This is a genomic window from Flavonifractor sp. An9 (genome assembly GCF_002161245.1).
In the GTDB taxonomy this organism is placed as follows: Bacteria; Bacillota; Clostridia; order Oscillospirales; family Oscillospiraceae; genus Flavonifractor; species Flavonifractor avicola.
In genome coordinates this window covers 43,011-68,543 of sequence record NZ_NFHC01000020.1, presented here as the reverse complement: position 1 = coordinate 68,543, position 25,533 = coordinate 43,011, and the positions used below count along the sequence as shown (strand labels likewise).

Annotated in this window: 20 protein-coding genes; all 20 read left to right on the top strand. The window is 60.6% G+C overall.

Translation table 11 applies throughout. From position 1 onward, the window contains the following. A partial coding sequence (locus tag B5G40_RS12500) for a sugar phosphate isomerase/epimerase family protein (RefSeq protein ID WP_143383414.1) occupies window positions 1–551 on the top strand: 551 nt, incomplete at its 5' end. After that, window positions 548–1,384: a sugar phosphate isomerase/epimerase family protein gene (locus B5G40_RS17475; protein WP_087399819.1), complete on the top strand. Its 837-nt coding sequence runs from the start codon at window positions 548–550 to the stop codon at window positions 1,382–1,384. The genes B5G40_RS12500 and B5G40_RS17475, both read left to right, overlap by 4 nt. Before the next feature lie 61 nt (window positions 1,385–1,445). Continuing rightward, window positions 1,446–2,345: a transporter substrate-binding domain-containing protein gene (locus B5G40_RS12490; RefSeq protein ID WP_087399818.1), complete on the top strand. Its 900-nt coding sequence runs from the start codon at window positions 1,446–1,448 to the stop codon at window positions 2,343–2,345. A 70-nt stretch (window positions 2,346–2,415) separates the two neighbouring features. Further along, window positions 2,416–3,087 carry an amino acid ABC transporter permease gene (locus tag B5G40_RS12485; protein WP_087399817.1) on the top strand — a complete coding sequence of 224 codons (672 nt, stop codon included), beginning with the start codon at window positions 2,416–2,418 and terminating at the stop codon, window positions 3,085–3,087. 19 nt (window positions 3,088–3,106) lie between these two features. Next, on the top strand, window positions 3,107–4,720 hold the full coding sequence (locus B5G40_RS12480; RefSeq protein WP_087399816.1) for a mannitol dehydrogenase family protein: 1,614 nt from the start codon (window positions 3,107–3,109) through the stop codon (window positions 4,718–4,720). 24 nt (window positions 4,721–4,744) lie between these two features. Next, window positions 4,745–5,821, top strand: a complete 1,077-nt coding sequence (uxuA, locus tag B5G40_RS12475; protein ID WP_087399815.1) for a mannonate dehydratase — start codon at window positions 4,745–4,747, stop codon at window positions 5,819–5,821. Between the two features lie 81 nt (window positions 5,822–5,902). Beyond that, on the top strand, window positions 5,903–6,547 hold the full coding sequence (gene eda, locus B5G40_RS12470; RefSeq protein WP_087399814.1) for a bifunctional 4-hydroxy-2-oxoglutarate aldolase/2-dehydro-3-deoxy-phosphogluconate aldolase: 645 nt from the start codon (window positions 5,903–5,905) through the stop codon (window positions 6,545–6,547). After that, window positions 6,540–7,562 (top strand): sugar kinase, encoded by a 1,023-nt coding sequence (locus B5G40_RS12465; protein WP_087399813.1) that lies wholly within the window; start codon window positions 6,540–6,542, stop codon window positions 7,560–7,562. The genes eda and B5G40_RS12465 overlap by 8 nt, the downstream gene beginning before the upstream one ends. Before the next feature lie 59 nt (window positions 7,563–7,621). Then, window positions 7,622–9,124: a tagaturonate reductase gene (locus tag B5G40_RS12460; protein ID WP_087399812.1), complete on the top strand. Its 1,503-nt coding sequence runs from the start codon at window positions 7,622–7,624 to the stop codon at window positions 9,122–9,124. After that, window positions 9,121–10,596, top strand: coding sequence for a UxaA family hydrolase (locus B5G40_RS12455; RefSeq protein WP_087399811.1), 1,476 nt, complete (start codon window positions 9,121–9,123; stop codon window positions 10,594–10,596). The genes B5G40_RS12460 and B5G40_RS12455 overlap by 4 nt, the downstream gene beginning before the upstream one ends. A gap of 124 nt (window positions 10,597–10,720) precedes the next feature. Beyond that, on the top strand, window positions 10,721–12,154 hold the full coding sequence (gene pyk, locus B5G40_RS12450) for a pyruvate kinase (RefSeq protein ID WP_087399810.1): 1,434 nt from the start codon (window positions 10,721–10,723) through the stop codon (window positions 12,152–12,154). Window positions 12,155–12,340: 186 nt separating this feature from the next. Next, entirely contained in the window at window positions 12,341–13,624 is a 1,284-nt protein-coding gene (locus B5G40_RS12445) for a response regulator (RefSeq protein WP_087399809.1), read from the top strand. Beyond that, on the top strand, window positions 13,621–15,342 hold the full coding sequence (locus B5G40_RS12440; protein WP_343286736.1) for a cache domain-containing sensor histidine kinase: 1,722 nt from the start codon (window positions 13,621–13,623) through the stop codon (window positions 15,340–15,342). The genes B5G40_RS12445 and B5G40_RS12440 overlap by 4 nt, the downstream gene beginning before the upstream one ends. Continuing rightward, entirely contained in the window at window positions 15,329–16,306 is a 978-nt protein-coding gene (locus B5G40_RS12435; RefSeq protein WP_087399808.1) for a substrate-binding domain-containing protein, read from the top strand. Before B5G40_RS12440 ends, B5G40_RS12435 begins: the two co-directional genes overlap by 14 nt. 180 nt (window positions 16,307–16,486) lie before the next feature. Beyond that, window positions 16,487–17,782, top strand: a complete 1,296-nt coding sequence (locus tag B5G40_RS12430) for a substrate-binding domain-containing protein (protein ID WP_087399807.1) — start codon at window positions 16,487–16,489, stop codon at window positions 17,780–17,782. Between the two features lie 200 nt (window positions 17,783–17,982). Further along, a complete protein-coding gene (locus B5G40_RS12425) occupies window positions 17,983–19,491 on the top strand; it encodes a sugar ABC transporter ATP-binding protein (RefSeq protein WP_087388894.1) in 1,509 nt (502 codons plus the stop codon). A gap of 131 nt (window positions 19,492–19,622) precedes the next feature. Further along, entirely contained in the window at window positions 19,623–21,278 is a 1,656-nt protein-coding gene (locus B5G40_RS12420; protein WP_087388895.1) for an ABC transporter permease subunit, read from the top strand. 189 nt (window positions 21,279–21,467) lie between these two features. Beyond that, window positions 21,468–22,754 carry a galactokinase gene (locus B5G40_RS12415; protein WP_087388896.1) on the top strand — a complete coding sequence of 429 codons (1,287 nt, stop codon included), beginning with the start codon at window positions 21,468–21,470 and terminating at the stop codon, window positions 22,752–22,754. 40 nt (window positions 22,755–22,794) lie between these two features. Next, complete coding sequence (gene galE, locus B5G40_RS12410; protein WP_087187367.1) at window positions 22,795–23,787, top strand: UDP-glucose 4-epimerase GalE; 993 nt, start codon at window positions 22,795–22,797, stop codon at window positions 23,785–23,787. A 2-nt stretch (window positions 23,788–23,789) separates the two neighbouring features. Further along, entirely contained in the window at window positions 23,790–25,280 is a 1,491-nt protein-coding gene (gene galT, locus B5G40_RS12405) for a UDP-glucose--hexose-1-phosphate uridylyltransferase (protein WP_087399806.1), read from the top strand. Window positions 25,281–25,533 lie beyond the last annotated feature (253 nt).

The following is a 25,533-nucleotide window of genomic DNA, read 5'->3' as shown; positions in this document are numbered from 1 at the left end:
GTATCCAACTGGCGGCCTCCCTGGGGGCCGACCGGGTGGTGCTGTGGGCGGAGGGGGCCTGCTGGGACCTGGAACGGGGCCGTCTGCTGGATCAGGCGGCGGAGCTGCTGGACAGGCTGTGTCCCACCGCGGCGGCAGCCGGAGTGAAGCTGCTGCTCATGCCGGTGCTGGGCCCCGACGCCCCTCTGGCCGCCCAGTCCCCTGTGCTGGGATCGGCGGAGGAGATCCTGGGCGTGATCCGGCGGGTGGACAGCCCCTGGCTGGGGGCCTGCCTGGACACCAACGCCATGAGCCTGTGGGGGGACGACATCCCCGGTTGGTTTGCCCGGCTGGGACCCCACACCCACCTGGTCCGGCTGTGCGACGGCAATTACCACGGCTGGAAGGCCTGGGGGGAGGGCTGCCTGCCCATGGACCGATACCTGGAGCAGCTGGAGGCGGCGGGCTACCGGGGGGAGCTCTCCCTGCTGCTGCCCGAGGGCTATGCCAGCCGCCCGGGCTACCCGCTGGAGCGGGCCCTGGCGGCCCTGAGAACAGGGGGGAGGACATGAGGGGTATCCGACGCGGCCAGCTGGTGAACATGAACCAGCACTACCGCCGGTTTTCGCTGGACTACTTCCTGGACTGCCAGCAGAAGCTGGGCTTCCGCCAGATCGAGCTGTGGTGCGGGGCCTCCCACTTCTGGCTGGACCACACCGGCTACGACGACGTATCGGTGCTGAAAGGCAAGCTGAAGGACCACGGTGTGCGGGTGGTATCCATTACCGCCCCCAGCATGGCCTACCAGTACCAATACGCCGCCCAGGACAAGGATCAGCTGGAATATTCCTTCCGTTACTTCTCCAACGCCATCCATCTGGCCGCTGAACTGGGGGCCGACCGGGTGGTGGTCAACTCCGGCTGGGGTTACCTGGGGGAGGAGGAGGACACCATGTGGAACCGGTGCCGGGATCATCTGTCCCGGCTGTGCCGGGTGGCCCAGCCCCTGGGGGTGAAGCTGGTGATGGAGTCCCTGCGGGACGACGAGAGCAACCTGGTCTACAACCTGGACCGGGCGGCGCGGATGTACCGGGAGGTGGATCACCCCAGCCTGAAAATGATGGTGGACAACATTGCCACCGGGGCGGCGGGGGAGAGCCTGGAGGACTGGTTCCGGGCTTTCGGCCCGGACCTGATCCATATGCACTTCCTGGACGGCGACCCCTGGCTCCACAACATCTGGGGAGATGGCAACACCTCCTTGTCCCAACAGATTCAAATCATGAACCAATGGAACTATACCGGCTACCTGGTGCAGGAGGTGGCGGATGAGCACTACTTCTCCGACCCCTTCGAGGCAGACCGGAAAAACATCCGGGTACTGGAGCGGTTCCTGGAGGATTGAGCGTTATTTCCCGATGCGCCCCATCGGTAAATAAAATCAAATGTAAGGAAAGGTGAACATCATGAAGCTGAAAAGATTGATCCCCTCGGTCCTCTCTCTTGCACTGGTCTTTTCCCTGGCCGCCTGCGGTGGCGGCGACGGCGGCAGCGCCAATACCCCCGCTCAGAATGAGACTACCCCCGCCCAGAGCGAGACCACCCCGGCTCAGACCGAGGGCGACGGCTCCCTGCAGCGTGTCCTGGACGCCGGCAAGCTGGTTATCGGCGCCGAGGGCAACTGGATTCCCTATGTGTACAACGAGGACGGTACCGGCGACCTCACCGGTTTTGAGGTTGAGGTAGCCAAGGAAGTGGCCTCCCGTATGGGCGTGGAAGCTGAGTTCCAGATCTCCGACAGCTGGGATCCCGTTATGGCCGGTCTGGATGCGGGCCGCTGGGACATCGTCATCTGCGGCGTGAACCCCAAGCCCGAGCGTCAGGAGAAGTACGCCTGCTCCATCGCTTACGCTGAGAACCCCTTCTGCCTGGTGGTCAACGGCGACAACACCGAGATCACCTCCTTTGAGGACCTGGAGGGCAAGCTGTGCGCCAACTCTCCCTCCTCTGTGGCTGGCCAGATCGCCACTGAGTACGGCGCCACCACTGCCGACACCGACCTGACCGGCGCCATGGAGATGCTGAACACCGGCCGCGCCGACGCCCACATCAACAACGTGGCTGCCGTGGACGAGTATATGCAGAGCCGCCCCGACGTGAACGTGAAGATCGTTGCCACCTACGAGCCCAAGGAGGGCGAGGAGTATATGATCCAGTCCTCTGCCATGTGCCGCAAGGAGGACCAGGACCTGTGCAACAAGGTTTCCGAGATCCTTCAGGAGATGATCGACGACGGTACCCTGTACGACCTGACTGTTGAGTACTTTGGTCAGGCCGTGGCTGACAGCACCAGCATTTATCAGTAATTGACACCGGAAGCCGGGGCGCCGCCTCCGGGCGGCGCCCCGGCTGAGTTAGAAAAGGAGGCGGGCTGCGATGAAGCTATTTGATCTGTTTATCAGTTCCTTCTGGCCCATGTTCAAAGCAGGACTTACAATTTCCGTGCCGCTGATGTTGGTATCCTTTGCCCTGGGCCTGGTATTGGCTTTTGCGCTGGCCCTCATGCGGATGTCCAACTTCAAGCCCTTCAAGGGTATTGCCTGGTTCATTGTCTGGGTCATCCGCGGCACCCCTTTGCTGACCCAGATCTATGTGATCTTTTTCGGCCTGCCGGCGCTGGGTGTTGTGCTGGCTCCCATTCCGTCGGCCATTCTGGCCCTTACAATCAGCCAGGGCGCCTATAACTCCGAAGTCATCCGTGCCGCCCTGGGCTCCATCCCCAAAGGCCAGTTTGAGGCCTGCCGGGCTCTGGGCCTGAACAAATTGCAGACCATGCGGAAGGTCATCATCCCCCAGGCAGCTCTGGTGGCGGTGCCCTCCCTGGGCAACTCCTTTATCAGCCTGCTGAAGGATACCTCCCTGGTATCCACCATCACCGTGGCCGAGATCATGATGACGGCCAAGACCATCAATGCCACCGCCTTTGAGCCCCTGCTGCTCTATGTGGAGGCCGGCGTGGTGTACCTGATCTTCAGCACCGTCCTGACGCAGCTGCAGGGAATGCTGGAGAAGAAGCTGGGCAAGCATCTGGTTGATTCCAGAGCCTGAATAAGAGAGGCAATCACTCATGTTACATTTGAATACACAGGGCCTGCGGGATACCGCGGCCTGGGAGGCGGCGGGCATCGCCCTTCCCCGGTACAATGTGCAGACGGTGCGCAAGCGCACCTGGGAGAGCCCTGCCTGGGTCCACTTTGGCGCGGGCAACATCTTCCGGGGCTTCCTGGCCGCCGCCCAGCAGACCCTTTTGAATACCGGCGGAGCCAATACCGGTATCATTGCCGCCGAGTCCTTCGATTTTCAGATCATTGACAATGTCTATACCCCTTACGACAGCCTGAGCCTGCTGGTCCGCATGGCGGCCGACCGCCCCAATCAGATGGAGGTGATCGGCAGCGTGGCCGGGGGCCTGAAGGCCGACTGCCAGGGTCCCGACTGGGACAGGCTGGTGAAGGTATTCCAGTCTCCCAACCTGCAAATGGCCAGCTTTACCATTACCGAGAAGGGTTACGCTCTCACCGGGCTGAAGGGTGATTTGCAGCCGGTGGTGGAGCGGGACCTGGAGAGCGGCCCCGACTGTCCCCGACACACCATGTCCATCGCCGCCGCCCTGCTCTACCGGCGGTTCCAGGCGGGGGGAGCCCCCATCGCCATGGTGAGCATGGACAACTGCGCCCAGAACGGTCAAAAACTCCAGGATGCGGTGGAGCGCATCGCCGCCGGATGGCTGGAGCGAGGCCTGGTACCTCAGGACTTCCTGACCTGGCTGACCGACAGAAGTAAGGTGACCTTCCCCTGGTCCATGATCGACAAGATCACCCCCCATCCCTCCCAGAAGGTACAGCAGGAGCTGGAGGGCCTGGGCCTGGCGGATATGACCATCAGCAAAACCAATACTGGCACCCTCATTGCTCCCTTCGTCAACGCGGAGATCACCGAGTATCTGGTGCTGGAGGATACCTTCCCCAATGGACGGCCCGCCCTGGAGCGGGCGGGGGTGTACCTCACCGACCGGACCACCGTGGAGAAGGCGGAGAAGATGAAGGTGGGTACCTGCCTCAATCCTCTTCATACCGCCCTGGCGGTGTTCGGCTGCCTGTTGGGTTACACCTCCATTGCCGCCGAGATGGGAGATGCCGACCTGAAGGCCCTGGTGGAGCACATCGCCGCCGAGAGCCTGCCGGTGGTGGAGGACCCGGGTATCCTCAGCCCCCGAGCCTTCATCGACGAGGTGCTGAACAAGCGCTTCCCCAATCCTGCCATACCCGATACCCCACAGCGCATTGCCGCCGACTGTTCTCAGAAGATCCCTGTCCGCTACGGCGGAACCCTGCAGCGGTATGAGAAGCGGCCCGACCTGGATCTGTCCGGCCTGGTGTACATCCCACTGGTGTTTGCCGGCTGGTGCCGGTACTTGCTGGGCCTGGACGACCAGGGCAGGGAGATGCCGGTGAGCCCCGATCCGCTGGCGGCTCAGCTGCAATCCTGTCTGACCGGAATCACCCTGGGCCGGCCGGAGTCCTGTACCGATCAGCTTAAACCCATCCTGTCCAACGCCGCCATTTTCGGCGTGGACCTGTACCAGTCCGACCTGGGCCGGAAGGCGGAGGAGGCCTTCCGGGCTATGCTGGCCGGACCGGGCGCGGTGCGTGCCGCCCTGCGGCATTATTTATCGCTCTGACGGAGCACAAGGAGAGAGATAGTCATGAAGATGACGTTTCGCTGGTATGGGAGCCAGATGGATCCTATTCCGCTGCGCTATATCAAGCAGATCCCCAACATGAGCGGTGTGGTCACCTCCCTGATGGATATGCCCGCAGGCGCCCTATGGCCGGAGGAGCGTATCCAGGCCCTGAAGCAGGAGGTCAATGACGCTGGCCTGGAGATGGAGGTCATTGAGAGTGTCAATGTCCACGAGGACATCAAGCTGGGCCTGCCCAGCCGGGACCAGTACATCGAAGCCTATCAGGAGACCATCCGCCGTCTGGGCAGGGCGGGGGTCAAGGTGATCTGCTACAACTTTATGCCCGTGTTCGACTGGACCCGCAGTGACCTGTTCAAACCCCGGCCCGATGGGGCCACTGTGCTGGCCTATGACCAGGCGGTCATTGACCGCATCACTGATCCCCAGGCCTTTGCCGACCAGATTCAGCAGGGAGCGGGGGAGTTTGAGATGGCGGGCTGGGAGCCTGAGCGTATGGCGGAGATTAAGTCCCTCTTCGCACAGTACGCCAGCGTATCCCACCAGGACCTGCGCAACAATCTGGCCTATTTTCTGAAAGCCATCATTCCCGTCTGTGAGCAGTACGATGTGAAAATGGCCATCCATCCTGACGATCCACCCTGGGACATCTTCGGCCTGCCCCGGATCTATACCAGCGCTGAGGATATCCGTCAGATCCTGGCCATGGTAGACAGCCCTTATAACTGCCTGACCCTGTGCTCCGGGTCCCTGGGTTCCAATCCCAACAACGATATCCCCGCTTTGGTGCGGGAGTTCGGCAGCCAGGGCCGCATCCCCTTCGCCCACGTCCGCAACATCAAATTTACCGGCCCTGGCCAGTTCGAGGAGGCGGCTCACTTCTCCGCCGACGGCAGCCTGGACCTGTACGAGATCATGAAGGCTTACTACGACGTGGGGATGGACTTCTATGTCCGGCCCGATCACGGCCGGATGATCTGGGATGAGAAGGGACGGGCGGGCTATGGCCTGTTTGACCGGGCTCTGGGCGCTTCCTATCTCAACGGCCTGTGGGAGGCCATCGAAAAAGACCATCAATAACAGTGCGCGGCGCGTCCGGCCGGGGTGAAAGCCGCGTGCCGGACGCGCCCCTTCTTTGTGAAGAAAACAGGAGGCATAACTATGGACGCCATTTCCAAGCGCATTTCTGAGATCGGCGTGGTGCCGGTCATCAAACTCAACCATCCCCAGGAGGACGCCGCTCCGCTGGCTCATGCCCTGTGCGCCGGTGGGGTGCCGGTGGCGGAGGTCACCTTCCGGGCCGCCGGAGCTGCCCAGGCCATCCGCCTTATGACCGAAGCCTGCCCGGAGATGCTGGTGGGGGCGGGTACCGTTCTCACCACCGATCAGGTGGACCAGGCTCTGGAGGCCGGGGCCAAATTCATCGTCACCCCCGGCCTGGACCCGGATATCGTTACCTATTGCCAGAGCAAGGGTGTGCCCGTGTTCCCCGGCTGCACCACCCCTACCGACTACCATACTGCCAATAAGCTGGGGCTGGAGGTACTGAAGTTCTTCCCTGCGGAGCAGTCCGGCGGTCTGGCCAAGATCAAGGCCATGAGCGCCCCTTTCCCCATGTTCAAGATCATGCCCACCGGCGGCATCTCCCTGAAAAACCTGAGGGAGTACCTGTCCAGCCCGGTGGTGTGCGCCTGCGGCGGCTCCTATATGGTCACCGCCGATCTCATCGACAATCACAAGTGGGACGAGATCACCGCACTGTGTCAGCAGTCGGTGGCCATCGTCAAGGAGGTACGAAATGGCTAAAGTTGTTACATTCGGCGAGCTGATGCTTCGCCTGGCCCCCAACGGCTACTACCGCTTCTTCCAGAACGACCAGATGCAGGCCACCTTCGGCGGCGGCGAGGCCAATGTGGCGGTCTCCCTGGCCAACTACGGCCTGGACAGCGTGTATGTCACCAAGCTGCCCGCCCACGCCATCGGTCAGGCTGCCGTGGACTCTCTGCGGTACTTTGGAGTGGATACCTCCAAAATCGTCCGGGGCGGCGACCGGGTGGGCATCTACTACCTGGAGAAGGGGGCCTCCCAGCGGGGGAGCGTGTGCATCTACGACCGGGCCCACTCCGCCATTGCCGAGGCGACCGCCTCCGACTTTGACTGGGACGCCATCTTCGCCGGGGCCGACTGGTTCCACTTCACCGGCATCACCCCCGCCCTGGGGCCCAATGTGACGGAGATCTGCAAGCAGGCCTGTGAGGCCGCCAAGGCCCGTGGGGTCAAGATCTCCTGCGACCTGAACTACCGGGGCAAGCTGTGGACCCGGGACCAGGCCCGGGCGGCTATGACCGACCTGTGCCGCTATGTGGATGTGTGCATCTCCAACGAGGAGGACGCCAAGGATGTGTTCGGCATCGAGGCCGAGGGCAGCGATATCTATGGCGGCAAGCTGAACAAGGCGGGCTATGAGAGCGTGGCCAAGCAGCTGATGGACAAGTTTGGCTTTGAGAAGGTGGCCATCACCCTGCGCACCTCCATCTCCGCCAGCGACAACGACTGGGCCGGGATGCTGTACGACGGCAGGGAGTGCTGCTTCTCCAAGGAGTACCACCTCCGTATCGTGGACCGGGTGGGGGGCGGCGATTCCTTCGGCGGCGGGCTGATCTACGCCCTGTTGTCCGGTAAGTCCTCTCAGGAAGCCATCGAGTTTGCTGTGGCGGCCTCCGCCCTGAAGCACTCGGTGGAGGGAGACTATAACCGGGTCACCGTGGCCGAGGTGGAGAAGCTGGCCGGCGGCGACGGCTCTGGCCGGGTACAGCGGTAACAGAAAAAATGGACAGCTGGACCATTTGGTCCAGCTGTCTGTTTCAAAGGAGGGTCGGGATGAAAACATTGAATTATCAGGTGTTGAAGGAGAGCGGCTACACCGGCTATGTGCTGGAGGAGGGGCCGGAAAAGGTGCTCCAGTTTGGCGAGGGCAACTTCCTGCGGGCCTTTGCGGACTGCTGGTTCGACCTGGCCAATGAGCGGGTGGGATGGAACGGCAAGTGTGTGCTGGTCCAGCCCATCCCCCAGGGCCTGGCAAAGGAGATCAACGCCCAGCAGGGGCTGTATACCTTGTGCCTGCGGGGACGGGAGAACGGCCAGCCGGTGGACCGGCGGCGGGTGATCTCAGTGGTGAGCCGCTGCCTCAACCCCTACGAAGGGGAGGATTATCAAGCCATGCTGGAGGTGGCTGTCTCTCCGGAACTGGAATATATCGTGTCCAACACCACCGAGGCGGGCATCGTCTATGACCCCACCTGCAAGCTGGAGGATCAGCCTCCTGCATCCTTTCCCGCCAAGCTGACCCAGGTGCTCTACCGCCGCTGGCAGGCGGGGCAGCCGGGCCTGGTGATCCTGTCCTGTGAGCTGATCGACAGCAACGGAACGATTCTGCAGGACTGTGTGGAGCGCCACGCCGCCCAGTGGGGGTTGGAGGCGGCCTTCCTGGAGTGGCTGAAGGGATGTACCTTCTGCTCCACCCTGGTGGACCGCATCGTGCCCGGCCGTATCCGGGACCGGGAGGAGCAGGCTGAGCTGGAGGGGGAGCTGGGCTACGCCGATCCCCTGCTGGATGTGGGGGAGGTGTTCGGCGTCTGGGTCATCCAGGGGCCGGAGTGGCTGGAGGACAAATTGCCTTTCCGGGCTGCGGGACTCAACTGCCCGGTGGTGCCCGATGTGACCCCCTACAAGCACCGGAAGGTGCGGATACTCAACGGTGGACACACCGGCTTTGTGCCGGGGGCCTACCTGGCGGGCTTTGATATCGTCCGGGACTGCATGGCCCACCCGGTGGTGCGGGGCTTTCTGGAGCAAATGCTCTACCGGGAGATCATCCCCACCCTGGAGCTGGACCGGGCCGACCTGGAGCAGTTTGCCCAGGCGGTGGAGGACCGGTTTGACAATCCCTTTGTGGACCACGCCCTGCTGAGCATCTGCCTGAACACCGTGTCCAAGTGGCGGGCGCGGAATCTGCCCAGCCTGCTGGCCTACCAGCGGCAGACGGGACAGCTGCCCCCCTGCCTCACCATGAGTCTGGCGGCGGCCATTCAGTTCTACTGCGGGCACATGGAGGAACTGACCGGGCAGGGATTGGTCTGCCGCCGGAGCGACGGCACGGCCTACACCGTGTTCGATGACCGATGGGTGCTGGAGTTTTGCTGGGCCCACCGGGGGGACAATGCCGGGGAACTGGTGCGGGCCATCCTGAGCCATGAGCAGATGTGGGGTATGGACCTGACGTCGGTGGACGGCCTGACGGCGGCAGTGACGGCGGATCTGGATAAGATCCGGGCCGATGGGGTGCTGGCCGCATACGCCGCCTGTCTGGAGGAAAACGCATGAAGCTGATCCAGATTCAGATGGGAGACAATGTGGCGGTGGCTCTGTCCCCGGTGGAGGCGGGGGAGCAGGTAAGCGTTGGCGGATGGACTCTGACAGCGGCGGAGTCTATCCCCCAGGGCCATAAGCTGGCTCTTGTGCCGCTGAAGCCGGGAGATCTGGTGTACAAATATGGCTGTGCCATCGGACGGGTCACCGCCTCCGTACCGGCGGGCGGGTGGGTCCACACCCACAACATGACCACCAATCTGTCCGCCCGCATCGACTTTTCCTACCATCCGGCGGTCAAGAGACTGGAGCCGGAGGAGCCGGAGCAGTTTCTGGGCTATCTGCGGCCCGATGGCCGGGCGGCCACCCGCAACGAGATCTGGGTACTGCCCACCGTGGGCTGCGTCAACGAGATCGCCAGCCAGCTGGCGGCTGACAACCAGGACCTGGTGGGGGGGAGCGTGGAGGGGCTTTACGCCTTTCCACACCCCTACGGGTGCAGTCAGACGGGGACGGACCACGCCAATACCAGGGCCATTCTGGCTGGACTGGCCCGCCATCCCAATGCGGCGGCGGTGCTGGTGGTGGGGCTGGGATGCGAGAACCTGCAATGCAGCCAGCTGATGGAGGAGTTGGGCCCGGCTTCAGAGCGGGTGAAGTTCCTGGTGTGCCAGCAGGTGGAGGATGAACTGGCGGCAGGCCGGGCCTTGCTGGAGGAGTGTGCCGCTTATGCCGCTCAGTTCCAGCGCCAGCCTGTGCCTGTGAGCAAACTGGTGGTGGGCCTCAAGTGCGGTGGCTCCGACGGCCTGTCCGGTATCACCGCCAACCCGGTGGTGGGCCGGTTCAGCGATCTGCTGGTGGCCCGGGGAGGCAGCACCATCCTCACCGAGGTGCCCGAGATGTTTGGCGCCGAGGAACTGCTGCTGGGCCGCTGTGCCGACGAAGGGGTGTTCCGTCAGGCAGCGGAGATGCTCCAGGGCTTCCGGGATTATTTTGTCTCTCACGGCGAAAACGTCTACGAAAATCCCTCTCCCGGCAATAAGAGTGGGGGGATCACCACCCTGGAGGACAAATCCTGCGGCTGCGTCCAGAAGGGAGGCACCGCCCCCATCGTGGGTGTGGTACCCTATGGCGGGCAGGTAGTGCGGCACGGATTAAATTTGCTGTGGGGTCCGGGTAACGACCTGGTGTCCACCACCGCCCTCAGCGCGGCGGGAGCCCACCTGATCCTCTTCACCACCGGGCGGGGCACGCCTTTCGGGGCGCCGGCCCCCACCTTGAAGATTTCCAGCAACAAGGCGTTGGCCGCCCATAAGCCCCGGTGGATCGACTTTGACGCCGGTACCGTGGCGGAAGGGGAGAGCATCGGTCAGGCGGCGCGGCGGCTGTTCCATCTGGTGCTCCGCACGGCCGGGGGCGCCCCCACCAAAAGCGAGGAGGCTGGCCGCCGGGGGATCGCTATCTTCAAGGACGGCGTGACGCTGTAAAGGACCATGGAAATTTCCACATGGTAGGATGAAAAATCCTTCTTTCCATTTCAGGTGAAATCAGGTAAAATATACCCAGATATGTTAAGCCCCACAAGAACCACGTCTGTTATGGAGGTAGGACATGAGAAAGACGAAAATCATCTGCACCCTCGGTCCGGCAGTGGACGACGAGGAGACCCTGCGCAAGTTGATTCTCAAGGGCATGAACGCCGCCCGCTTTAACTTTTCTCACGGCACCCATGAGACGCACCTGGCCCAACTTACCAAGCTGAAGCGGGTCAGAGACGGACTGGGCGCGCCGGTGGCCACCATTTTGGACACCAAGGGTCCTGAGATCCGGGTCAAGACCTTTGAAAACAGCCCGGTAACCCTGGAGCGGGGACAGACCTTTGTGCTCCACACTGACGATGTGCCCGGCGATCAGACGAAGGTGTCGGTGACCTACCGGAACCTGCATAACGAAGTGGGACCTGGCTGCCGTATCCTGGTGGATGACGGCCTCATTGAGCTGAAAGTGGAGCGCATCGAAGGCACCAGCATTGTTTGCGAGGTGGAGAACGGCGGCCCCCTGTCCAGCAACAAGTCTATCAACATCCCCGACGTACATATCCACCTGCCCTCCCTCACCGACAAGGACCGGGACGATATCAAGTTCGCCGTGGAGAACGACTTTGACTTCATCGCCGCCTCCTTCGTCCGCAAGGCCAGCGATGTGGAGGATATCCGGGCCGAGCTCCACAAGCATGAGGGGGGCGACAAGGTCCAGATCATCGCCAAAATCGAGAACCGGGAGGGCGTGGACAACATCGAGTCCATCCTTGCCGCCTCCGACGGCATCATGGTGGCGCGGGGTGACCTGGGAGTGGAGATCCCCGCCCATGAGGTGCCCATCCTCCAGAAGCAGATGATCAAGGCCGCCACCCAGAAGGGCCTGCCCGTCATCACCGCCACCCAGATGCTGGACTCCATGATCCGCAACCCCCGACCCACCCGGGCAGAGGTGTCCGATGTGGCCAACGCGGTGTTCGACGGTACCTCCTGCGTCATGCTCTCCGGCGAGACTGCCTCCGGCAAGTATCCGATCGAGGCTCTGGAGACCATGGTAGCCACCGTCACCGCCGCCGAGGAGGCCATCGACTACTGGGGCCGGTTCCGGGAGCGCAATCTGCTGCCTGAGATCAGCGGTATCAGCGATGCCATCACCCATACCTGCTGCCTGACCGCTATGGACCTGGGGGCGACGGCCATTCTGGCCCCCACCAAGTCGGGCTACACCGCCAAGGTGATCTCCCGTTTCCGTCCCGGCTGCAACATCATTTCCCTGACTCAAAGCGAGTCCACCCGCCGTCAGCTGGCCATCTCCTGGGGTGTCCACCCCTATCTTTGCGGCGAGGTGGATTCCACCGACCGGATGTTCTCCCTGGCTGTGGATGTGGCCCGGAAGGAGGGGGTGGTGAAGCCCGGTGAGACCGTGGTCATCACCGCCGGCGTGCCCTTGGGCAAGTCGGGCACCACCAACCTGATTAAGGCTCAAGTGGTGGAAGAAGGACTATAACTTCTATATTTTCTGGAAAAGAACCGGGCGCTGTCAGCGTCCGGTTCTTTTCTGTTTTGGAGAGAAATCGCGGGGCACGGCGAGAGGTGTTGAGAGTCGTCAAACTATCTGGTATAATGTGTCTAACTGAATCCAAGAACGGGGAGCGGACTGTCCGGCGCCCTGATAGAAAGGATAGGTGCCCCAATGGCTGCAAAGACGCAGTATACCGTGGTCGTGGCCGACGATGAGGACGAGCTGAGAGAAGCGGTGTGTACCATGATTCCTTGGCAGGACTATGGATTTTGCCTGGTGGGGAGCGCCAGCAATGGACTGGATGCCCTCCAGCTGGTGGAAAAACACGCCCCCGACCTGCTGCTTACCGACATCAGGATGCCCTTTATCTCAGGTATTGAGCTGGCCCGGCAGGTGCGGGAGGTGCGCCCTGCCACCAACATTGCCTTTTTGAGCGGCTATGACGATTTTGAATACGCCAAGCAGGCCATTCAATATAATATCATCAGCTATATGCTCAAGCCCCTGACGATGGAAGGGCTGGGGGCCGAGCTGTGTACCATCCGGAAAAAGATCGATGCCCAATATGCCATGTTTCGGCAGACCGGGCCCCGTACCGATGGGTCCGACCTGCAGGCAGCCATGCTGATGCCTCTGGTACTGGATGACTACGCCGAGCTGGAAGGGGAGGTCCAGGCAGAGGGCTATGCCCGGCAGTGCGGCCTGTTGCGGGATGTGGATGACAGGCCGGGCTATACCGTAATGGTATCCACCCTGCTCAATGAGGACGGCGGCAACGTCACCGAGCCCTCCTTTGTGGCCTCGGTGGACCGGTTGGCCTCCAAGTACCTGCGGAGCGTCAGCTTTTTTGCATCCGGAAAGGTGATTTCGGTGCTGCTGGGCAATGCGTCGGACTTTGACGAATATCTCCACATCCTGGCCGACGAGATTCCCCAGATGGCGGACAGGGTGTTGGGCAAGCGTTGCCGCATCGGCGTCAGCCGGGTGGTGAGGGCCCTGACCGATCTGCACGGCGCCTATCGGGAGGCCATGGAGGCTCTGCGCCAGGGGGATCGGACGGAGGGCGGCGCCCAATTTATCAGCGATCTGGCTCCCGCCGTCAAGGGTGGGGAGCTGCTGTGCAAGCGGGCTCTGGAGGCCCTGGACCAGCACTATATGGAGGCCGATTTGTCTCTGGTGTCCCTTAGCGGGATGCTGACTGTCAGCCCCAATCACCTGAGCGCCTGCATCAAGAAGTACACCGGTGAGACCTTCATTAACATCCTGATCCGCAAGCGAATGGAGGCTGCCCGGGAACTGTTGACTACCTCCGGACTGAAGGTGCAGGAGGTTTCCCAGCGCTGCGGTTATACCGACCAGCACTATTTCAGCTACTGTTTTAAAAAATATTGCGGAGAATCTCCCAATGCCATACGCCGCAGGCTGGAACAGGAAAGGCTGGGTGAGGACGCGTGAAAGGGCGCGGCGTAACCCGAAAGGGCCTGCGGATCACCACCATCCTGGTGGCCATGGTGGTGGGAGTAGTGGCGGTCATCCTCTGCTGCTGCATCCTGCTGTTTTTGGACCGTTATCGGGACGCCATGGTGCAGAATGCCCGCACCAGCAGCAGCCAGGCGGTGTCCCAGGTATCCACTACAGTGGCCAACTATCTGCGGGATATGGATCAGGCCATGGAGCTGGTGGAGCAGTCCATGCTGGAAAGCGCGGACAGCCGGGACAAGCTGCTCACCGCTTTTTTGAACTTCCGGCCTGATGTGGTGGCGGTAACCAGCTACTCCTCCGATGGGGAATTGCTGGACTGCTGGTCCCTGGGGCGGGAGCCCAGGGAGACCATTTACGAGAATCTCTCTTTTGATCTGGAGAAGGCCAGGGCCGCTCAGGCGCCCTATATGATGGCACCCCATGTGGAGACTATTTTTGAGAGTTACTATCCCTGGGTGGTGACCATGACTGCTCCACTGGAGCAGGGAGGAGGGGCCGCCTGGGTCTCTCTGGACCTGAGCTTTTCCAGCATCTCCAGCTATATCAATAACATCAGTATCGGCCAGCGGGGCTACTGCTTTTTGATGGACGGGGCGGGCAATATCGTCTATCACCCCCAGCAGCAGTTGCTGTACGCCGGCCTCAAGACGGAAAACACCGCGACGCTGGCCGGGCTGGAGGACGGCTCCTACGCCGACGACACGGTGATCTACAGCCTCACCGGCGTGGCGGACAGCGACTGGCGGGTGGTGGGCGTCAGCTATGTGGATGAACTGGTCAACCGCAGTGTCCGGGAGATGATCCAGCTGTCCCTGCTGCTGGCGGCGGTGGTACTGGCGGCGGCGGTGCTCACCAGCTGGCTGCTCTTCCGCCTGCTGGGCCGCCCCCTGCGGGGACTGGCTTCTGCCATGGAGAACTTCGAGACCGACGCAGACCACTTTACCTATCATCCGGTGGGCGGTACCCGGGAGGTACAGGAGCTCTCCGACTCCTTTGAGCACATGGTACTGCGAATCCAGCGGCTGATGACCACCGTGCGGGAGGAGGAGGTCAACCTCCGCAAGACAGAGCTGAAGGCCCTCCAGGCACAGATCAATCCCCACTTCCTCTATAATACGCTGGACTCCATTGCCTGGATGTGCGAGCAGGGCCGCAACGCCGAGGCCGTCAAGATGGTCCACGCCCTGGCCCGGCTGTTCCGCATCAGCATCAGCAAGGGCCATGAGCTTATCCCCATCGCCAAGGAGATCGAACACGCAGAGAGCTATCTTCAGATTCAGAAGTACCGCTATAAAAACCAATTTACCTATGAATTTAATGTAGACCCCGATTGCCTGGATTATTATTGCAATAAGATTACCCTTCAGCCCATCATTGAGAACGCCATCAACCACGGCCTGGATCTGATGGTGGATGAGGGACATATCTGGGTACAGGTGCTGCAGGAAGGGGAGGATATCCTGTTCCGTGTGCTGGACAACGGGGTTGGCATGAGCAAGGAGCAGCTCAGTTCCATCCTCCAGCACGATCCCAAAGATCGCACCGGCATCGGCATTAAGAACGTTAACGACCGGCTGAAGATCTACTTCGGCAAGCACTACGGGCTGCATATCAGCAGCGAACCCGATGTGGGTACCTGCGTGGAGATCCTGATGCCCAAGATACAGGAGGGGGATTATGAGACGAAATAGATACATCCTCTTGCTGTTGGCCGCCCTGTTCGGCATGGCGCTGGGCGGCTGCGGGGGAAGCGGAGGCGCCGCGGAGCAGTATACCGTGGCGTTGGTGGCAAAATCCACCCAGACGGAATTCTGGCTGTCGGTCTTTGCCGGGGCGGAGGCGGCTGCCACGGAGTACAATATGGAGCTGACCATTGTGGGACCGGAGACCGAGGAGGACTACGAGACCCAGAACCAGATGGTGGAGGAGGCGGCCAAGGACGGTGCGGATGCCATCGTTTTTTCCGCCATCGACTTTGAAAACAATGCTGCCTCCATTGACAGTGCGGCCCAGCAGGGCGTCAGGATTGTGGCCATCGACAGCAATGTGGCATCCGACCAGGTGAGTACCTACATTGGTACGGACAACTACGCTGCCGGACAGATGGCGGCCCAGGCCGCATTGGATCGGATGGAAGGTCCGTTGAAGGTGGGGGTGGTCAATTACGACATCAGCAGCGCCAACGGTCAGGAGCGGGAGCGGGGAGCCACCGACCTCTTTTTGAAGAGTGGTCGGGCGGAGATCGTCTCGGTCATTAACACACTGGCCGATGCAGAACAAGCGCAGACGGATACCGCCGCTCTGTTGCGGGCATACCCGGAGATCAACGTGCTTGTGGCCTTCAATGAGCCCACCAGTGTGGGCGCAGCCAGAGCGGTGGAAGAGGCAGGACGCTCGGATGATCTGTTTCTGGTGGGCTTCGATTCCAATGTGATCACCATTGACGGCCTGCAGGAGGGTTCGGTAGACGCCCTCATCGTGCAAAATCCCTACGCCATGGGCTATCTGGGGGTGGAGAGCGCCTATAAGCTGCTGGCCGGTCAGGGCGGTGTGGAGCAGACGGTAGATACCTCCACCAAGATCGTGGACAGGGATAATCTTTTTACCATGGACAGTCAAAAAGCGCTGTTTGCCTTCGAAAAACGTTGGAATTAGCAGTTTGCACAGTTTTCGGAACAAAATTTTTTGTAGATTGTTCTGTTCCCATAAATTTTTGCCCTTCTTTCAGTGAAATTTCACCTTGTTTTTCCAGAGAATTTCCATTAAGATTATGAAGTGTAAGGCGGGGGTGTGAGGAAGAGCCCCGCAAAATCCTAAGGAAAAAGGAGAATTGCTATGAAGAAGAGAATTCTTGCACTGTCCCTGTCCGCTGCCATGGCACTCAGTCTGGCTGCTTGTGGCGGCGGTGACAGCGGCACCCAGCCCTCCGGTTCCCAGGAGACCAGCGGCGGCGGCGCTTCCACCACCGAGGTTGCCAACAAGGATAAGCCCCTGGTGTGGTTCAACCGTCAGCCCTCCAACAGCTCCACCGGCGAGCTGGACATGACTGCTCTGACCTTTAACGACAACACCTACTATGTGGGCTTTGACGCCAACCAGGGCGCTGAGCTGCAGGGCACCATGATCGTGGACTACATCAAGGCCCATGCTGCTGAGATCGACCGCAACGGCGACGGCATCATCGGCTACGTGCTGGCCGTGGGCGACATCGGCCACAACGACTCCATTGCCCGTACCCGCGGCGTCCGCGCTGCTCTGGGCACCGGCGTTGAGAAGGACGGCGCCATCGACAGCACTCCCGTGGGCACCAACGCTGATGGCTCCTCCACCGTCGTGAAGGACGGCTCTATCGAGGTGGAGGGCACTACTTACACCATCCGCGAGCTGGCTTCTCAGGAGATGAAGAACTCCGCCGGCGCCACTTGGGACGCTGCCACCGCCGGCAACGCCATCGGCACCTGGGCTTCCTCCTTCGGCGATCAGATCGACATCGTTGTCTCCAACAACGACGGCATGGGTATGTCCATGTTCAACGCCTGGTCCAAGGAGAACAAGGTTCCCACCTTCGGCTATGACGCAAACTCTGACGCCGTTGCCGCTATCGCGGAGGGCTACGGCGGCACCATCAGCCAGCACGCCGACGTGCAGGCTTACCTGACCCTGCGTGTGCTGCGTAACGCTCTGGACGGCGTGGACGTTGACATGGGTATCGGCACCGAGGACGACGCCGGCAACGTGCTGACCGACGACGTGTTCTACTATGACGAGGCTACCCGTTCTTACTACGCTCTGAACGTGGCTGTCACCGCCGACAACTATCAGGACTTCCTGGATTCCACTGTGACCTACGCTCCCGTCTCCAATCAGCTGGATGCCACTGCTCACCCCACCAAGAACGTGTGGCTGAACATCTACAACTCCGCTGATAACTTCCTGGGCTCCACCTATCAGCCCCTGCTGCAGAAGTACGACGATCTGCTGAACCTGAACGTGGAGTACATCGCCGGCGACGGTCAGACCGAGTCCAACATCACCAACCGTCTGGGCAACCCCAGCGCCTATGACGCCTTCGCCATCAACATGGTGAAGACCGACAACGCCGCTTCCTACACCGGCATTCTGAGCCAGTAATTGACCGGCTTGCGCAGACAGATCTGCGTCAGAAATAAGAAGGAATAACTGCTGCTATTAGGGAGAAGGAATTCTCCGTACGGGAGGAGGAACTCTCCGTTCGGGAGAAGGAATTCTCCCTAATAGCGCATTTTAGTGAAAAACCGGCAGAATCAGACTTTTCGCTGAAACTGCTAATATGCAAAACGGGAGTAACGAGAATGGCAGATGCGAAAGATGATATTGTCCTGTCAATCCGTGGTATGTGCAAATCCTTTGGCCGGAACCGGGTGCTGGACCACATCAATCTGGATGTGAAGCGGGGCACGGTCATGGGACTTATGGGCGAGAACGGCGCCGGTAAGTCTACCATGATGAAGTGCCTCTTTGGTACCTACCAAAAGGACGAAGGCAAGATCTTCCTCAATGGCAAGGAGATCAGCTTTTCCGGCCCCAAGGACGCCCTGGAAAACGGGATTGCCATGGTGCACCAGGAGTTGAACCAGTGCCTGGAACGGAACGTCATTGATAACCTGTTCCTGGGCCGCTATCCCACCAACTCCGCAGGTATTGTGGATGAAGGCGGGATGAAGAAAAAGGCCTCCGAGCTGTTCCGAAAGCTCGGTATGACCGTCAACCTGACCCAGCCCATGCGGAATATGTCCGTTTCGCAGCGGCAGATGTGTGAGATCGCCAAAGCAATTTCCTATAATTCGCAGGTGATCGTGCTGGACGAGCCTACTTCCTCTCTGACCGTGCAGGAAGTGGACAAACTCTTTGAAATGATGCGGATGCTGAAGGAGCAGGGCATCGCTCTGATCTACATTTCCCATAAGATGGACGAGATCTTTGAGATTTGCGATGAGATCTCGGTCCTGCGGGACGGTAATCTGGTCATGACCAAGCCCTCCAAGGAGACCAATATGAACGAGCTGATCACCGCCATGGTGGGCCGCTCCCTGGAGAGCCGCTTCCCGCCGGTGGACAATCAGCCGGGAGACACTATCCTCTCCGTACAGCACCTGTCCACCAAGTACGCGCCTCATCTTCAGGACATCACCTTTGACGTCCGGGAGGGCGAGATCTTCGGCCTGTATGGCCTGGTGGGCGCCGGTCGTACCGAGCTTCTGGAGACCATCTTCGGTGTGCGTACCCGCGCAGCTGGGCGGGTATATTTCAAAAACCGGCTGATGAACTTCAACAGCGCTAAAGAGGCTATTGAACACGGCTTCGCCATGATCACCGAAGAGCGTAAGGCCAACGGCCTGTTCCTTAAGTGTGACCTTACCTTTAACACTACCATAGCCAACCTGCAGCAGTACAAGTCCGGTGTGGCTCTGTCCACGCCCAAGATGGTGAAGGCCACCAACAAGGAGATCAAGGTCATGCACACCAAGTGCATGGGACCGGACGACATGATTACCAGCCTGTCCGGCGGTAACCAGCAGAAGGTTATCTTCGGCAAGTGGCTGGAGCGGGAGCCCCAGGTATTTATGATGGACGAGCCTACCCGCGGCATCGACGTGGGCGCCAAGTATGAGATCTATGAGCTGATCATTCAAATGGCCAAGCAGGGAAAGACCATCATCGTGGTCTCTTCCGAAATGCCCGAGATTCTGGGCATCACCAACCGGATCGGCGTGATGTCCAACGGACACCTGTCCGGTATCGTCAACACCAAGGAGACCAATCAGGAGGAGCTTTTGCGCTTGAGTGCAAAGTACCTGTAATGGTGGAGGGGACAAAGCATACGTGCTTTGTGTGTATTGCAACAAAGGCTGAACGCCATGATATGGTAAGGCCCCGCAGATCACCCGTACAGCGGATGATCTGAGCGACATTATAGTGGGAGAAATTGCTTATGGTAGCAAATAATTCGAAAATTCTGACGGCTGAGCAGGAGGAAAAACTGCGTCAGCCTATTGACGAGTATGTCGGTAAGATCCAGGCACAGATCGACGCCCTGCGGGCGGACGGCACAGACAAGGTTATCGACATTCAGAATAGCATTGACAGCCTGAAGCGGGATAAGATCTATACGGCTCAGGAGAAGGCTGCCAAGCTGAAGGAGTATCAGGCAGAGCTGGCAAAGGCCAAAGAGGTGGAGGCCAAGAATAAGGAGCAGGTTTCCAAGCTGATTGGCGATGCCGAGGCCTATCTGAAAGCACACTTTGACACCGACTATTATCAGGCGGTCACTGCCAGCTGCAAAGAAGAGAAGCAGCAGGCCCTGACCAATTACGCCGCGGCGGTGGATCAGCTCAACAAGGAGCATCAGGCGACCCTCTCCAAGCTGAGCGATCCCCACGAGATCAAGGACGAGAAATACGTCCACAAGAACCGCCTGTTTGATGCCAAGATGAAGCGGACCAAGGACCTGCAGGAGGTCAAGGACCGCCGCCATGCCGCCTTCGATCACAAGTTCCACCTGATCGATATGCTGCGGATGAGCAAGTTTACCTTCGGTGAGACCATGTCTCAGAAGTGGGAGAACTACAAGTACACCTTCAACCGCCGTGACTTCCTGCTGAGAAACGGCCTGTACATCGCCATTATCATTATTTTCATTGCCCTTTGTATTGCCACCCCGATCATCAAGAATGTCCAGCTGCTGACGGTAAACAACGTGCTCAACATTCTGTCTCAGGCATCTCCCAGAATGTTCCTGGCTCTGGGCGTGGCGGGACTCATCCTGCTGGCTGGTACCGACCTGTCCATCGGCCGTATGGTTGGTATGGGCATGACGGCAGCCACCATCGTAATGCACTCCGGCCCCAATACCGGCGGCGTGTTCGGTTACCTCTTTGACTTCTCCGGCATCCCCGTGATCGTCCGGGTGTTCCTGGCTCTGGTGGTCTGCATCGTGCTGTGCACCATCTTCACCACCATCGCCGGCTTCTTCACCGCCAAGTTCAAGATGCACCCCTTCATTTCCACCATGGCTACCATGCTGGTCATCTTCGGCCTGGTGACCTATTCCACCAAGGGCGTGTCCTTCGGCGGCATTGACTCCACCATTCCCGGCATGGTCATTCCCCGCATCAACGGCTTCCCCACCATCATCCTGTGGGCGGTAGCCGCCGTGGCGGTGGTGTGGTTCATCTGGAACAAGACCACCTTCGGCAAGAACCTGTTCGCTGTGGGCGGCAACCCTGAGGCCGCCGCGGTTTCCGGTATCTCCGTGTTCAAGGTCACTGTGGGCGCCTTCATCCTGGCCGGTGTGCTCTACGGCTTCGGTTCCTGGCTGGAGTGCCTGCGCATGACCGGTTCCGGCTCCGCCGCTTATGGCCAGGGCTGGGAAATGGATGCCATCGCGGCCTGCGTGGTGGGCGGCATCTCCTTCACCGGTGGTATCGGTAAGATCTCCGGCTGTGTGGTGGGCGTGTTCATCTTCACCGCCCTGACCTACTCTCTGACCACTCTGGGCATCGACACCAACCTGCAGTTCGTGTTCTCCGGCATCATCATCCTCGTGGCTGTTATGCTGGACTGCCTGAAGTACGTGCAGAAGAAGTAATTCCATCAAGCAAAAGCGCGAAGCCGCTGCAAGGCAGACGCGGGGGACCGCTCTGCTTTGCAGCGGTTTTTCTTTGTACACCGCTCTGTCAGGGATTGGATTTGAGGGCGGAATGTGCTATGATGAAAGAAACAGCCCGAGGAGTGGGGGCTGCCCGCTCTGTCCGGGACGCAAAAGGAGAGAAGAACCATGCAAGAACTGGGCGCTGTGCGTAACGCACTGAACGCAGGGGAGCTGGATGGCCCACTGAAGGGCCTGCTGTGTCATGACCTTACCGCCGGCCGGAAACGGGTGGCGGATCTGCTGGATGGGTTTCAAAAGACCTTTGGGGCGGGGGAGAACACACCTGTGACTCTGTGCTCCGCCCCGGGCCGCACCGAGATCTGCGGCAACCATACCGATCATCAGCACGGCCGGGTGCTGGCCGGCGCGGTGGACCTGGACTTTTTGGCTTGCGCCGCCCCCAACGGCACCAACACCATCCGGTTCCAGTCTGAGGGCTGGCCCCTGGTGGAGGTGAACCTGGACACCCTGGAGCCCAAGGAGGAGGAGAAAGAGTCCACTGCTTCTCTGGTCCGGGGTATGGCGGCGCAGGCTGCCCAGCGGGGCTATCCTGTATCCGGCTTTGATGTATATGCCACCTCTGAGGTGCTGCCCGGCTCCGGCCTGTCCTCCTCGGCGGCCTGCGAGGTGCTGCTGGGTGTCATCGAGAATCATCTGTTCTGCCGGGACGAACTGGACCCGGTGACCATCGCCCAGATGGGCCAGAAGGCAGAGAACATTTACTTCGGTAAGCCCAGCGGCCTAATGGACCAGACAGCTTCCTCCGTGGGCGGCGCGGTGGCCATCGATTTTGCCGACCCTGCCGCCCCTGTGGTGCGGACGGTGGCGGTGGATTTGGCCGGCCTGGGCTATGCCCTGTGTATCATTGACTCGGGGGCCAGCCACGCCGACCTGACGGCTGAGTACGCTGCGGTGCCTCAGGAGATGGGGGCTGTGGCGGCCTACTTCGGTAAGCAGGTGCTGCGGGAAGTGGAGGAGGATCAGGTGATCCAGGCCCTGCCCCAGCTGCGGAAGGCGGTAGGGGACCGGGCGGTGCTCCGTGCCCTCCACTTCTTTGCCGACGACAAGCGGGTGAAGCTGGAGGCCGACGCCCTGGAGCAGGGAGATATGGATACCTTCCTGGAAGTGGTGAAACAGTCGGGCCGTTCCTCCTGGGATCTGCTCCAGAATATTACTCCCATCGGCGCGGTGAAGGAGCAGGCCATGGCGGTGGCGCTCACCGTGGCGGAGCGGGCTCTGTCCGGCCGGGGCGCTTGCCGGGTTCACGGCGGCGGCTTTGCCGGTACCATCCAGGCCTTTGTGCCGCTGGATCTGCTGGAGAGTTTCCGCAAGCAGGTGGAGGCCTGCCTGGGGGAGGGCAGCTGTCATGTGCTGTCCATCCGCCCTGTGGGCGGCACCGTTCTCTGGCCCTGAACAAGTGCATACAGTGAAGTGAAAGGAGCGCGTCTGAACAATGGCGATTTTGGTATTGGGCGGAGCCGGATACATCGGCTCCCATACGGTATATGAACTGATTGACGCCGGCCGGGACGTGGTGGTGGCCGACAACCTGCAGACTGGCTTCAAAGCCGCAGTCCATCCCAAGGCAAAATTCTATCAGCTGGACATCCGGGATCGGGGGGCTCTGGATACCCTGTTCCAGGCCGAGGACATCGAGGGCGTCATCCACTTTGCCGCCTCCTCCCAGGTGGGAGAGTCCATGTCCGATCCTCTGAAGTACTATGACAACAACCTCCACGGCACCATGGTGCTCCTCCAGTCCATGGTGGCCCACGGCGTGGACAAGATCGTATTCTCTTCCACCGCCGCCACCTACGGTGAGCCGGAGCGGGTGCCCATCCTGGAGGACGACCGTACTGTGCCCACCAACTGCTACGGCGAGACCAAGCTGTCCATGGAGCACATGATGAGCTGGGTTTCCAAGGCCCACGGCCTGAAATACGTGGCCCTGCGCTACTTCAACGCCTGCGGTGCCCATATCTCCGGCCAGATCGGCGAGGCCCACAATCCTGAGACCCATCTGATCCCCATCATTCTCCAGGTGCCCCTGGGACAGCGAGAGGCGGTCAGCGTGTTTGGCGACGACTATCCCACCAAGGACGGCACCTGCATCCGGGATTATATCCATGTCACCGACCTGGCTCAGGCCCATATTCTGGCTCTGGATTACCTGCTCAAGGGCGGGGAGAACAACGTGTTCAACCTGGGCAACGGTGTGGGCTTTACCGTAAAGGAAGTAGTGGACGTGGCCCGGGCAGTTACCGGACACCCCATCCCCGCCAAGATGGCTCCCCGCCGGGCGGGCGATCCCGCTCAGCTCATCGCCTCTTCGGAGAAGGCCATCAAGGTGCTGGGCTGGAAGCCTCAGTACAACGACCTGAACACCATCGTGGCCTCCGCCTGGGCCTGGCATAAGAGCCATCCCAACGGCTTTGAGGAGGGCTGAGCATGGAGCGTGACCAGGCCATTGCCAAGCTGGTGTCCTATGCCGTGGAGAAAGGACTTGTCCGGCCCGAGGAGCGGATCTGGGCAGTAAACACCCTGCTGGACATCCTGCGGGTAGACAGCTGCGCCCTGCCGGAAGTGGGACCGGTAGGGGAGGAGGAGTTGCCCGTCATTCTGGGCGCCCTTACCGACGACGCCTGTGCCCGGGGAATGCTGCCCGAGGACACCGTAACTTACCGGGACCTGTTTGACACCCGGCTTATGGGTGCCCTTACGCCTCGTCCCGCCCAGGTCATTGACACCTTCAACGACCTGTTCCGTCAGGACCCCAAGGCGGCTACCGATTGGTACTATAAATTCAGCCAGGACACCAACTATATCCGCCGGGACCGCATTGCCAAGGACGTGCAGTGGAAGGCCCAGACCGAGTATGGCGAGCTGGACATCACCATCAATCTGTCCAAGCCGGAGAAGGACCCCAAGGCCATTGCGGCGGCCCGCAACCTGCCCGCTTCGGCCTATCCCCGGTGCCAGCTGTGTGCCGAGAATGAGGGCTATGCCGGACGGGTAAACCATCCCGCCCGCCAGAACCACCGCATTGTGCCCATTACCATTAACGGTTCTCCCTGGTTTTTGCAGTATTCTCCCTATGTGTATTACAATGAACACTGCATCTGCCTGAACAGTGTCCATACCCCCATGAAGATCGACAAGGCCTGCTTCGGCAAGCTGCTGGATTTTGTGCGGCAGTTCCCCCACTACTTCGTGGGGTCCAACGCCGACCTGCCCATTGTAGGCGGCTCCATCCTGGCCCACGACCATTTCCAGGGCGGCCGCTACACCTTCGCCATGGAGAAAGCACCGGTGGAGACCCCCTTCACCTTCCCGGGCTATGAGGATGTGCAGGCCGGCATTGTCAAGTGGCCCATGTCGGTGGTGCGCCTTACCTGTGCCGATCCTCAGCGGCTCATCGACCTGGCTGACCGCATCCTGACCAGCTGGCGGGGCTATACCGATGAGAGCGCTTTCATCTACGCCGAGACCGACGGTGAGCCTCACAACACCATTACCCCCATCGCCCGGCGGCGGGGGAGCGACTACGAACTGGACCTGGTGCTGCGCAACAACATCACCACCGAGGAGCATCCCCTGGGCGTCTATCACCCCCATGCCGAGCTCCACCACATCAAGAAGGAGAACATCGGCCTCATCGAGGTCATGGGCCTGGCGGTACTGCCTGCCCGGCTCAAGACTGAACTGGCGGCGGTGGCGGACAAGCTGGCACAGGGCGGCGACCTGCGCTCCGACCCGCTGACCGCACCCCACGCTGACTGGGCGGAGGGCTTTGCCTCCCAGATTACTCCTGACAACGCCCTGGACGTGGTCTACCACGAGACCGGCCTGGTGTTTGCCAAGGTGCTGGAGCACGCCGGCGTTTACGCCCGTACCCCGGAGGGCAAGGAGGCCTTCCTCCGTTTCCTGAGCCAGGTGTAAGACAGTTCAACTTCATACGGCTGAAATCCCCCGACGCGATTAGCGCCGGGGGATTTTGCATATGCGGCTCTGTGAAATTCGGATATTCTGTAAGGTGCGTCCATCTTTCTATTGTCAGAGAGGAATAAATTGGGTATACTGGAAGAGATAAAATTGCAGAATCCAGTCGGAACTGGTCGGAACTGTGGGCCGGTGGCGGCACACGGAGGGAAGACGGTGAAACGAGGAAAGAAATGGTGGGCGGACCGGCCTG